Genomic DNA, 11730 nt, shown 5'->3' with positions numbered 1-11730 from the left:
TCCTCATATGATATGGAATTAATCCATTTCGTTGATCCAGGATTAATGTATCGAGTTACATCCAATGGTAATTTCCATTTAGAGGAAGCTCAAGAGAAAGTAAAGGAGCAATTAGAGTGGATTGCCAAATGTAATGTTGATGCGATTCTCATTACTTGTACAAACTATATCGCTATTTTACAAGAAAAAATAACTACTTCAGTTCCAATTATAAAAATTGATGAACCTTATTTTGAATCCATTTGTAATACCGAGCAACCTCAAACAATTTTATTTACAAATCCCGCAACTGTTAATGGGACAATGGAACGTCTAAAGGAATACGCTTATAATCATCAAAAATCAATAGATATAGAAGAAATTGTTATAAACAATACATTTGATTTAATCATGCAAGGTTTGAAAAAAGAATATGATCAAGAAGTTTCCAATTTTCTAATTAAAAATATTCATAATGGTAAGAAAATTTCCGTTGCTCAATTATCAATGGTTGATGCATCTAAGGAAGTTGAAAATATGACGTCTAAGCATATCCTAAATCCTTTAGAACCATTAATTTTATCCATTGTTAATCAGTTAAATTTAAACAAAAAATCAGTAGTATACTAATATTTTCATGATCACCAATGGGAGAGCTTTACTTCAAATAGGGGTAAAGCATTTTTCGTTTGCGTGATTCAAGTACATAGCCTTGCTGTATTTATGGAGGAAAAGGAATTTAATACTCAATTTCAAAAGGAGAATAAAAAATGCAGAAAAAAGGACAATTAGAGGTTTTTAATCTAAACGAATTAATTATGGAGCAAGATAAATACACAAATTTTATAGTAAGTGAAGTAAATGACCATGCACTTAGGATAGCCGTAATTAATGGAGATTTCCACTGGCATAAGCACGAGGATTGTGATGAATTATTTTATGTATTAGAAGGTGAACTTTTCATAGATATCGAAAATAGTGAAACAGTTTCATTAAAGCCAGGAGATATCTTTACTGTCCCAGCAAATACAATGCATCGTACCCGTTCAAATGAACGGACTGTTAATATTTGTTTCGAAAAGACAAGTAATGATATAAAAGGAGACAATCGATAATTTTTTTAAAAAGTAAGCTAGGATGCTACAAAAAATAACGTTTTATTGCACTAAATTCCATATATGTAATTATGGTAATAAATTTGTGATAAATCTATATCCCCCAGATTTATCAATATGAAGGGAGAAAAGAATTTCATGAACAGTCCAATTTAATATATCCCTTAATTCAAAAACTGATTGAAAAATTGGGGGATATAAAATGAAATGGAATAAAAATTTTACTACATTAATGTTCGGTCAGTCTATCGCGAATATCGGCGATGTACTATATATGATTAGTGTGATAAGTGCAATTTTTGAATTAACAGGCTCTGCTTCTGCTGCTAGCTTTGTTCCATTTATCGTTACTTCATCAATGTTTATTTCAAGCCTATTAACACCGCTGTTAATCAGTAAAGTTCATTTAAAGTGGTTAATGGCAGGAACGCAAATTGGAAAAACGATTTTTCTTGGCATTTTAGCTTTAATATTAATTGATCTAACTTTTTCTAACTATTATTTTCTTTTTCTCATCATTGGGTTGATAGGCTTTCTTGATGGCTGTGCAAATCCGATTAGACAGACGTTGATTCCACATTATGTGAAAACGGAACAATTGCTTCAAGCAAATGGAATTGCTGAAACTGTTATGCAAACAATTCAAGCTGTTATGTGGTTTTTAGGTAGTCTATTATTAATTATTTTAAGCTCGTTTCAGCTTATATTGCTTGTTGGAGGTTTATTTACAATTTCTAGTCTTTTGTTATGTTTTTTAGAAAACACTAAACACCAACCAACTGAGTCAAGAGGCAGTTTAGAAAAGATAAAAGAAGGGTGGAGGACATTATCTGACACTCCTGTATTAAAAAGGATAGCTATGTTAGATCTTTTCGAAACGATTGCTGGAACTGTATGGATCGCAGCTATTTTATATGGATTTGTCAATGATGTATTAAAAGTGGATGAAAAATGGTGGGGATTTATCAATGGTGCTTTCTTCTTAGGGTTGATTGTAGGAAGTATTTATTGCATTAAATTTTCTCCTTTCATTGAAAAGAAACTGGGCACTTTTATTTTTGTTGGGTCATTTGCAAGCTTCATTGTCACAATCATATTTAGTATAAATAGTATACCGATCATTGCCATCATCTTATCGCTTTGCATCGGCATTTTTACACAAGTAAAAAACATCTCACAACAAACGGTTATCCAAACAAGTGTATCTAAAGAACAGTTGTCAACCGTTTATACTTCATTAAATGCGATAGGAACAGGAATCTTTGGTATCAGCTCTCTCATTATGGGGATGTTAGCGGATTTGTTAGGAGTTCAAATGGTATTTCTTATATCAGGACTACTACTCGCAATCGTTAGTACAATTGTTTATAAAAACAAGTCTTTATTTGTAAGGAATACGATGAAACAATAAAGAATGAAGGATGGATTTTGCTCACGACGAAATCCATCTTTTTAAGTTTTTAAAAATTAAATTGATTTTATTTTAACGTCTAACATAGATTGTCTTCTATACATGTAGCAAGTTTTTTTAGTGTGAAAATATAAAAAATAAAAATAAAAAGTAACAGGATTGATAAAATGACTTTTCAAATGACGGACGAAGTAATTGAAAGAGTATTTTTCAAAGATGGAAGCTTAAGAGATATTTATGTGCAAGCTTGTAATTTAAATGATTGGCAAAAATTTTATGACTGGATTCGTACTTCCTCTTGGAATATTTTATTATACAAAGATGATCAATTAGTTGAGTATAAGGGGAAATTTGTTGATTATTTATTCAAAGAAAAAAAGAATCATCATATTCGATTGACAATCCCTATTAACGGGATATTGATTAACTGTTATTTTTTTTCTGAAGACGAGATAGAATTTGATATTGATCCGAAAGAGATTAACAATGTGTATGATGCAAATACAGTATTTGAATTTATGAAAAGCTTAGCAAAGATTCTTGGAAAACAGTGTATACTTTCTGAAGAAAATACTCCAGAAATTCCATTGGTTACGTTTTATTCTGATGGATCAATGATAAGTAAATTATAAAAAGAAAAAACATCCTGTATAAATCAATAAAGTTTTAGAGCTGTCATTTTAGACAGCTTTTTTATTTGTATCATAATAGAATGTTTGTACAGTTAGCTAAGGTAAGTAAATAATGAATGTTTGAAATAAATTGGAAAAATATCCTTGTTAAAGATTATCAATTGGTGTAAAATTACACTAATTCATGCAAAAGGTAAATATAGGGGTGTTAATATCGATAAAGAGAAAGCAGTTGAAATTATTTCAGCAAAAATACGTTTAATTAGATTAGAAAATAGGTACTCTCAAGAAAAAATGGCTGATATTTTGGGAATTTCTAAAAAAACTCTCGTTCAGATAGAAAAGGGGAGAGTGTTAGCGGGATGGTCAATTTCAGTAGTTATTTGCTCATTATTTAGGGACAGTGAGGTATTACAATCTGTATTAGGCGAGGATCCTCTCGAAGTGATTGAGACGATTGCTCATAATAGAATTGATAAACCAAAGGACAAGACAATGGGAGGGAGAATCTGGTGGAAGGAAGTTGATAAAAAAGGAAGTTTTCGGTTGCAGCAAAATTTAGTTAGTAAGCATTATCGAATTATTGATAAACAGCAATATCGATGGTTTAGTTCATTTGATAAACAAGAGGCTTCAATACGGTTAAATGAGCTTTATAGTGAGGAGTGAATAAAGTTTGAAAAGACTTGTTATTTTTATATTGCTACTTCCTATATTTGTTTACAGCTTTTTTGCAACTTCTTGGGTAGGTTCATATATGATGATTGACGAAGATTGGCAAGAACATAGAGTATTCACTTCAGAGCTTTCTACAGACCCTCAAGAAATTTTAGAAATAGACAAATATATTTTTGCGTTTAAACATGAACCGATAGTTAGTGTAATTTGTATTTTAACTTTTTTCATGTTATTAGGCATCTTAACATCTTTGTTAATGAAAAAATTACGTATTTCTAAAACATTATAAAATGATAGATATAAACTAAAGGAGTGTATACGTTTGATATATGCATTAGTTTTGGTTATACTTCCAATTACAGTTGTTTTGACATCAATATTGTTTTCAATTTTAACTAAAAAGTGGTTTGTAATGCCGCTCATCACATTTTTAATATTAAGCTTAGTAATGGTAACAATTTTTAATACTACTTTCTTTATTTGGGTAGCCCTGTTTACAATCCTATCACTAGTGGTAAGCTTTTTGAGTCTATTTACAAGAAAATTAATAATTACTCATCGATAATTAGAGCCCATGAAAGGTGGTTACCCTTAAAAGTTAGAGTTTTTATTATGCAGCTGATAGGCTGGATTGAATACGGATTTAACCGGACCCAGTCCAGTCAATTTTTCTTTTGATCGTTTATTGTTATACCAGTAAATATAATCTTCTATTTTTCTTTTTAAATCTTCATAGCTTACTAGTTTTTCCCCGTAATACATTCTTGCTTTAAAAGGCCAAAGAAATTCTCCATTGAGGCATTGTCTGGGCAGGTTGCCTTATGTGACATGCTTTGGAATACTTTATTTTCCTTTAACGTTTTCACCCATTGGTAGTGCTGGTAATGCCATCCTTGATCCGAATGAATGATAATACGGTAGGTTGCTTGATTCTTTATAATCTTAATTGTTTCGTATTAAGGTTCCATGACAAGATTTAATGTTGAACGTTTATTTATTCATTATAAAGGTCAAGGATAGGGCTTAAATACAACTTCACTTCGTCATTCTTTAATGTCTACAAATTTTTGAAGAGGAATAGGTGTATTAAAACGGCGGGATAGACGGTTTTTCGCTATTTTACCAAACCTTCCCCTTATAGGAATTGTATTTTCGAGATTTGCGCATTAATTTTACACATTTCAATCCTAGTCCCCGCATAAGTCGATATACTTTTTTATGATTAACACAATATCGCAATTTCTTTAATGCTGAGTAGTTCCTATCAACATTAGGATTTGACAATTTTCACTTCTAGTGAAAGATAAAAACTAAACTTTCCATTAGGATTACATAGCTTTAAGCAAGAAAACACACTTTTTTCTAAATATCTTCTACTTATCTTAATAGATTATCTATTTCATTCAAAGAAATTTATAGTTTATTCAAAATATTTTCCATTTTTATTCGAATGTAAACGCTTTATAATTCTATTAGTGTTCAAGCTTTTTCAATAGATATTAAGAAAAAAGTAAGCTGAGGTAAGTAATTTTCTATATATTGACTTTCAGGAGGTGTTGTCAAAGAAAAAAGATTGATTGATAAATTAGTATATAAGGGACTCAGGAGTTTCACCGGACTGAAATACAACCACAGCAAAATGCTAAAGGTTTTTAAATTTTGAAGAAGGAGATGTATAATGGTGTATAAAAAATTGTTAGCCCTTACTGCGGCTTCTTCTGTACTGTTAAATTTAGTGCCAAGTAATGGGTCGATTGCTTCGGCACAGCAAAATGAAAATAATGTTGAAAATAAGGTGGCAACTATAAGTTCAGTGGAACAACCCAAGAAAGCTCAGTTGAATAGTGTCCCGGAAGTAATTGGGGCTCCCAATATGGAACTAGAAGTTCAAGTGAAATTAGATGAACTGGCAAAAGGAAAGTACACATCTTTAAATGCATCTTTTAATATTCCCGATAGCCTTACTGTGACTGGGGTAGAGTTCAATTCGAAGAATATTATGGGGGGAGCCAGTTCTTATACGTATTCAAAGGACCATTTAAAGCTTCAAGTTAAGGGAGGGAACGTAAGTATTGCACATAAAGGTTCAGATGTATTCGCAACAATCAAACTAAAAGTAAAAGATTTTGTGACATCCGACCGGACCGATGTTATCCGGACCAATTCTGTTACAGCCGAAAGTAGAGATGGCAAGGATATCGTCTATTCCGTAGATGAAGCAGTATCCAACATTGGGTTGAAAAAATTGGATACAAGTGCGATTGCAAAAATTCCTGGTTATGCAAATGCTCTGATGAGCCATAAATTTGGTGCTGATCCACATGCGATGGTCTATGATGGTAGAGTTTATATTTATATGACAAACGACGAATTCGAATATGATGCAAACGGAAATCTTATAGATAATACCTACAGCAAAATCAATACGGTTAATGTTATCTCTTCTGATGATATGATCAACTGGACTGATCACGGTGCAATTCCTGTTGCGGGTCCTAATGGTGCCGCAAAGTGGGCAACTCAATCATGGGCCGTATCCGTTGAACATAAGGAGATTGATGGAGAAGATAAGTTCTTCCTTTATTTTTCCAATAACGCGTCAGGAATTGGTGTTCTTACATCCGATAGTCCGATTGGGCCTTGGACTGATCCGCTCGGAAAACCGTTAATCGGTCGGAATGATCCTGCAGCTCAGGGTGTTCTCTGGCTTTTTGATCCGGCAGGCTTTGTCGATGACGATGGTCAAGCATATCTTTACTATGGTGGAGGGGTACCTGGTAACCCACCTAATCAGGAGCAAGCGGAACACCCGGCAACTGCGAGAGTCATTAAACTAAGTGATGACATGATTCATACTGTAGGGGAACCGCAAGTCATTGATGCCCCATTCTTGTTCGAAGCATCAGGTATGCACAAGAAAAATGGCAAATACTATTACTCTTATAGTACCAACTTCTCTGGTGTGCGACAGGATGATGATCCGGGGACAGGTGAAATTGCGTATATGACTAGTGATTCTCCAATGGGACCGTGGAAGTATGAGGGTACAGCACTTAGGAACCCATGGGTTTTCTTCGGTGTCGGAGGAAATAACCATCAAGATTTCTTTGAGTTTAAAGGTCAAACATATATCACATACCATGCCCAAACGGTAGCAAAAGCCATGAACAAAGCAAAAGGTTATCGTTCCCCTCATATTAATAAGGTCGAATATGATGAGAATGGCAAGATTAAAGATGTCAAAGCAGATATGAAAGGTGTATCCCAGGTGGCAAACCTTGACCCTTATAAGCGGAACGAGGCTGAAACAATCGGCTGGAATGCAGGTATTAAAACTGAGAAATCTCAAGCACCTGGCAGTATGGTTGAAAGTATTAACCTTAATGTAACCGATATCAATAATGGAGATTGGGTTGCAGTCTCCCAAGCGGATTTCGGTAGAAATGGAGCTGTATCCTTTGAAGCAAATATTGCCTCAACTGTCGGAGGTGAAATTGAAATTCGCGTAGACAGCCCAGTTGGTGAAGTGATCGGAACACTCGACGTTAATCCGACTGGCGGAGACCAGAAATGGCAGCTGATGAAGACTAATGTCAACAATGTTAGCGGTACACATAATATCTTCTTCATCTTTAAAGGAGAAGGAGAGAACAACTTATTTAATATGGATTATTGGAAATTTGCGGAAAAGAAGTAATTCTAAAAATACACGGGCTTCCGTCTTTAGTTGGAGGCCCGTTCTTCAATTTCAAATAACCACATCTACAATCAACCCCCATTAATAAACGTTAGAATATTTATGTTAAACTTAGAGTAATAGAAATAACCCTGTTCAACTCACTGTACAGGTTAGCTCCAGTGTCTTAGAATATTAAGGTGTAGTGTGTTTAAAAAATATCAACCAGGTGGGACTTTAAATAATGTGCGGTATTGATTTTGTTATAGCAGTTACAGATAGAGAAGCAACTAAGGCGGAAGAGTATGTCCATTTTGATGAAAAGCTCCAACAATATCTACTTAAGGAGTTTGGAAAGGATCGGGCTTTTGATTTATTATTGAATTTAAACCTTTATGGAACAGATATTATCTATACAAAGGATATCCCAAAGCTTATTAAAATTTGTGATAAGTTATTCGAAAAATATGCCAGTGTATATGGTCCTCAACAAGAAATAAGGAACTTTGTTAAGGAATTAAAAAATATGTGTGAAGAAGCATTAAAGTTGAAAAAACACTTATATGCAATTGGTGAATGAAGAACATTTAACTTCTTTGAAAGGGTACTTTAGTTAACAAGTAAATCCTTATATAACAAAAAACTCGCAAATTTTCTAGTGCGAGTTTTCTTGTTAATAGTATTATATTTGATTGCATAGCAGCAATATTTACGAAAACATCGTAAATTTTTTAAAAACTACTCGTAACAAAAGAGATACGTCCTCGAAAGCGTACCATTAAATAATATTTTAAGAATAAGATAATCTTTGCAAAGAACAATTACTTGCTTCTTCACGCAGTTCAGGGGCATAATAGCTTAATTTTTTTATAAAATAACAGGTTTCCGGAAAATGATGTTCAAGAAACCTTAAAGTTGATTTGTTCAAAAGCTTTTTTTCTTTATATCTAATCACCATATTATAAATAAACCTACTCATTTCAAGTGTGGTTCTTCCGACTTCATGGGCAAATTCCTTCTGCCGAGCAAAATTTGGTTCTTTAAATCGCAAATATCCTTTTAAGTGGTGATTTTGAAGCATAAATGCTTGATAACTTCTTATATATCCCCCAGCCTGATTTGCTGCCATAATTTCAATCGGATCAAGTAAGTCCTCAAAGAGCAGAACATGTCCTAATTGATCCTCTAGCCATAAGTCCATTAGGTCTACTAAAGGTAGTGGAACAGGTTGTTTCCCTTTGACTAAGAAAGTCAAAATTCGTAGGTATTCCTGATTTTCAGCGAGTGTTCCATTTAAATATGTAGGAGACAAATTTAAATTTACTTTATTATCGATTCGAAGTGATTGTAGCTTCCCTTCAAATTCATAATAGCCTTTCGCAACTGGCCAAGCTCTGTTTGCAAAGTAAACAAGCGTTTCATCAGTATGATCTGCTGTTTTAGGTATCGTGTTAAGCGTGGAAATAAGCTCACCAAATAAATGAATATACTGCTGAGAAATATTTACATATTCAACTTCACTCACCGAAAGATGGTCTCTAACAAAATAAGCATGATCCTGTAAAATTTCTAGCCAAAATAAATGCTCATCCCAAATAGGTATTATATTGCTTGTCATCTATCTCCACCTCTATTAATTAGACATTTTTCCAACCAATTGTTGAACTATGATTTCGAAAACCATTATTTATATATTTATGATTGGATCGGGATAGAAATGAATCTATCGTAACATTACCTAAAATTTAATCAACAAATAATTTCAAAATTGAATGGTGAGAAACGAGTTAATACAGACAATTGAAATATATGGTAAAATCAAGTGGTTGGATTGAAGGAATCCTGATTTTATTAGACTAAGAGTTTGTCTGTTGCTTTTGTTTTAGGTACATTCCACCTTTTAGTTAGTGGTGGATACTTTTCATTTTTGATTACTAGAAGTCTCGAATTATTTACAAGGTAAGGGTAATTTTTATCATTTCATTAGGAATTATCTTTAGAGCAACTCAGCTTATACAGGAGGAAATAATGGTTAAAAAACGCAGTAAAAAATTTGTAATAGTTTTAGCAATTTTAATCTGTTCTATCGTTTATTACTTTTCACAGCTTAATTGGATTTCGGTTACAAATGAAGCTGTTCAATTGGATGATTTGCCAGTAGAGTTTGACGGTTTTAAAATCGTTCACTTATCAGATCTGCATAATAAAGAATTTGGTAAAGGAAACAATAGGTTGGTTAAGAAAATTAATGAAATTGAACCAGATATGATTGTCATTACGGGTGATATGTTAAATAACTCACATGATATTCCGAATAACGGTGAAATTCTATTAGAATTGGTGGATAATCTGAATAACAATTATCCAATTTATTATGTAACAGGTGAACACGAAGAAGGTTTATATTACGAGGATAGAAATAAATATCAAGTGGCTGGTACAAAAGAAGCATATGAAGAGAAACTAAGAAATCTTGGTGTTGAAGTACTAAATGATGAACAGGTAACCATTAAAAGACAAAACGAAAAAATTAACATATTTGGATTAAAAGAGCATTTATCTGGAGAAATTCAAATGAACGAACGATTAGGAGAATCTGTTGAAGATGAAGTGAACATTTTACTTTCACATAGACCTTTTTATATCGAGGAATATGCAGATTGGGGAGCAGATTTAATATTTTCTGGTGATACTCATGGAGGAATGATACGTTTACCAATTATCGGTGGATTAGTTTCAACAGAGGGTTTTTTTTCTGATTTTGATGGTGGTGTATTTCATATTGAAAGTTCGATTATGGTTGTGAGTAGAGGTTTAGGTAACAATCCAATCCCACTTCGAATAAATAATCGACCAGAAATAATTGTCGTGACCTTAAAAAGTAAATAATGTTGAAAATGCTACTCGTAAATTTAGACCTCTCCTTCTAATGGAGTGAATCATATTTTATGATTGAATAATAATACAACTAAATGTATTATTATGTAAAGTCGGATAGTCGGAAGGTGAATTTTCTAATGTATAAAATATTTATTGATGGACAGGAAGGTACAACAGGATTAAAAATTCATGATTTTTTAGCAAATAGAAATGATCTTGAGATTCTAAAAATTGATTCGGTGGATCGTAAAAATTCTGAGAAACGTCGTATATTATTAAATGAAGCAGATATCGTTTTTTTATGTTTACCAGATTCAATATCAAAAGAAGCTGTTTCAATGATAGAAAATAATAAAACAAGGGTGATAGATGCAAGCACTGCATTTAGAACCAATAAAAATTGGGTCTATGGCTTGCCGGAACTTAATCGAGAGCAACGAGAATTGATAGTACATTCAAATCGAGTTTCTGTACCAGGCTGCCATGCAACAGGCTTTATTATCGGACTATATCCCCTTATAAAAAATCAAATAATTCCAAAAGAATATCCAATTACGTGTCAATCAATTACTGGCTATAGTGGCGGTGGCAAAAATTTAATTCAAACCTATAAAACTGGTAGTTTGCAAGCGATAAATAGTCCAAAACATTATTCTTTAATTTTTAGCCATAAGCATTTACCGGAAATGCAGCATACAACTGGACTTGCATATCCGCCAATATTCAGTCCAATTGTCGGTAATTTTTATAAGGGAATGGTCACATCAATTCCATTAACAACTAGACTACTAAAAAAGAGAGTGACTGCTAAAGAGATTTGTGAGGTACTTTCAGATTACTATAAAGATGAAAAATATATTCACATCATCCCTTATAATGATGAATCCTATTTAGAAAATGGATTTTTTAATGCTGAAGAGTGTAATCATACGAATAGAACTGACGAATTTGTATTTGGGCATGAGGAACAAATCATGATTATGACAAGGTTAGACAATTTAGGTAAAGGCTCTGCGGGTGCAGCTATACAGAATATGAATATTATGCTTGGGTTGGACGAAGCAACAGGTTTAACTGCATAACATACTATGATGGTAAATGATTAAATAATGCTATTCGTAATAAATGGAAACCATTAAACTAGCTGACAACAAAGTAATCATTCATATTTCGGAAATTAGGTTAATCGTAGAGCCCACTCAAAGATTTTTTGAGTGGGTTTTACTTTGTGAAAAAGAAAACCCTAGGCTAGGCCTAGGGTTCCAAAAAGCTTTCAGCGTGGTATTAAAAAAACTCTTCCGTGGTGCTAAAATATTTTTGGTTCCCCAACCAAAATATGAGCATACGGAGGAGTTTTAT

15 protein-coding genes are annotated in these 11730 nt (G+C 33.0%); 12 read left to right on the top strand and 3 right to left on the bottom strand.

Features of this window, described 5'->3' with window-relative positions:
• The 7 genes from HU235_RS10780 to HU235_RS25515 all read left to right on the top strand — a co-directional run.
• A partial coding sequence (locus tag HU235_RS10780) for a hypothetical protein (protein WP_174880226.1) occupies positions 1-609 on the top strand: 609 nt, incomplete at its 5' end.
• 140 nt (positions 610-749) lie between these two features.
• On the top strand, positions 750-1094 hold the full coding sequence (locus HU235_RS10775; RefSeq protein WP_095300162.1) for a cupin domain-containing protein: 345 nt from the start codon (positions 750-752) through the stop codon (positions 1092-1094).
• Positions 1095-1296: 202 nt separating this feature from the next.
• Positions 1297-2505 carry an MFS transporter gene (locus HU235_RS10770; RefSeq protein WP_174880225.1) on the top strand — a complete coding sequence of 403 codons (1209 nt, stop codon included), beginning with the start codon at positions 1297-1299 and terminating at the stop codon, positions 2503-2505.
• A gap of 167 nt (positions 2506-2672) precedes the next feature.
• A complete protein-coding gene (locus HU235_RS10765; protein ID WP_174880224.1) occupies positions 2673-3137 on the top strand; it encodes a hypothetical protein in 465 nt (154 codons plus the stop codon).
• 213 nt (positions 3138-3350) lie between these two features.
• The gene (locus HU235_RS10760) at positions 3351-3806 is read left to right on the top strand and encodes a helix-turn-helix transcriptional regulator (RefSeq protein ID WP_095300179.1); all 456 of its coding nucleotides are present in this window, start codon (positions 3351-3353) and stop codon (positions 3804-3806) included.
• A gap of 7 nt (positions 3807-3813) precedes the next feature.
• The gene (locus tag HU235_RS10755) at positions 3814-4104 is read left to right on the top strand and encodes a DUF4306 domain-containing protein (protein WP_095300159.1); all 291 of its coding nucleotides are present in this window, start codon (positions 3814-3816) and stop codon (positions 4102-4104) included.
• Between the two features lie 33 nt (positions 4105-4137).
• Positions 4138-4380, top strand: coding sequence for a DUF2651 family protein (locus HU235_RS25515; RefSeq protein WP_174880223.1), 243 nt, complete (start codon positions 4138-4140; stop codon positions 4378-4380).
• A gap of 26 nt (positions 4381-4406) precedes the next feature.
• Here HU235_RS25515 and HU235_RS25510 read toward each other — a convergent pair whose 3' ends face one another.
• A complete protein-coding gene (locus HU235_RS25510) occupies positions 4407-4577 on the bottom strand; it encodes an IS3 family transposase (RefSeq protein WP_174880222.1) in 171 nt (56 codons plus the stop codon).
• Between the two features lie 357 nt (positions 4578-4934).
• A complete protein-coding gene (locus HU235_RS25505) occupies positions 4935-5099 on the bottom strand; it encodes an IS3 family transposase (RefSeq protein WP_174880221.1) in 165 nt (54 codons plus the stop codon).
• Positions 5100-5493: 394 nt separating this feature from the next.
• On the opposite strand from HU235_RS25505, the gene HU235_RS10730 reads away from it, so the two are divergent.
• Positions 5494-7512, top strand: coding sequence for a glycoside hydrolase family 43 protein (locus HU235_RS10730; protein WP_233452198.1), 2019 nt, complete (start codon positions 5494-5496; stop codon positions 7510-7512).
• A 223-nt stretch (positions 7513-7735) separates the two neighbouring features.
• Positions 7736-8071, top strand: coding sequence for a hypothetical protein (locus tag HU235_RS10725; RefSeq protein ID WP_095300155.1), 336 nt, complete (start codon positions 7736-7738; stop codon positions 8069-8071).
• 210 nt (positions 8072-8281) lie between these two features.
• Here the strand turns inward: HU235_RS10725 and HU235_RS10720 are convergent, their stop codons facing one another.
• Complete coding sequence (locus HU235_RS10720; protein WP_233452197.1) at positions 8282-9109, bottom strand: DUF2935 domain-containing protein; 828 nt, start codon at positions 9107-9109, stop codon at positions 8282-8284.
• Between the two features lie 410 nt (positions 9110-9519).
• On the opposite strand from HU235_RS10720, the gene HU235_RS10715 reads away from it, so the two are divergent.
• From HU235_RS10715 to HU235_RS24865, 3 genes are all read left to right on the top strand, one after another.
• Positions 9520-10380: a metallophosphoesterase gene (locus tag HU235_RS10715; protein ID WP_174880220.1), complete on the top strand. Its 861-nt coding sequence runs from the start codon at positions 9520-9522 to the stop codon at positions 10378-10380.
• A 128-nt stretch (positions 10381-10508) separates the two neighbouring features.
• Positions 10509-11453: an N-acetyl-gamma-glutamyl-phosphate reductase gene (argC, locus tag HU235_RS10710; protein ID WP_174880219.1), complete on the top strand. Its 945-nt coding sequence runs from the start codon at positions 10509-10511 to the stop codon at positions 11451-11453.
• 43 nt (positions 11454-11496) lie between these two features.
• A partial coding sequence (locus HU235_RS24865; RefSeq protein WP_217451432.1) for a hypothetical protein occupies positions 11497-11730 on the top strand: 234 nt, incomplete at its 3' end.

It is taken from the genome of Metabacillus niabensis (assembly GCF_902829255.1).
GTDB classification, from domain to species: domain Bacteria; phylum Bacillota; class Bacilli; order Bacillales; family Bacillaceae; genus Metabacillus; species Metabacillus niabensis.
Note: the sequence above shows the minus strand (reverse complement) of the source record. Positions and strands in the feature narration are given on the sequence as shown.

Coding starts and splice junctions, on each gene's coding strand:
- HU235_RS10770 (WP_174880225.1), top strand. CDS start 1,297: ATGAAATGGAATAAAAATTTTACTACATTAATGTTCGGTCAGTCTATC.
- HU235_RS10715 (WP_174880220.1), top strand. CDS start 9,520: ATGGTTAAAAAACGCAGTAAAAAATTTGTAATAGTTTTAGCAATTTTA.
- HU235_RS10725 (WP_095300155.1), top strand. CDS start 7,736: ATGTGCGGTATTGATTTTGTTATAGCAGTTACAGATAGAGAAGCAACT.
- HU235_RS10775 (WP_095300162.1), top strand. CDS start 750: ATGCAGAAAAAAGGACAATTAGAGGTTTTTAATCTAAACGAATTAATT.
- HU235_RS10730 (WP_233452198.1), top strand. CDS start 5,494: ATGGTGTATAAAAAATTGTTAGCCCTTACTGCGGCTTCTTCTGTACTG.
- HU235_RS25510 (WP_174880222.1), bottom strand. CDS start 4,577: ATGTATTACGGGGAAAAACTAGTAAGCTATGAAGATTTAAAAAGAAAA.
- HU235_RS10720 (WP_233452197.1), bottom strand. CDS start 9,109: ATGACAAGCAATATAATACCTATTTGGGATGAGCATTTATTTTGGCTA.
- argC (WP_174880219.1), top strand. CDS start 10,509: ATGTATAAAATATTTATTGATGGACAGGAAGGTACAACAGGATTAAAA.
- HU235_RS10765 (WP_174880224.1), top strand. CDS start 2,673: ATGACTTTTCAAATGACGGACGAAGTAATTGAAAGAGTATTTTTCAAA.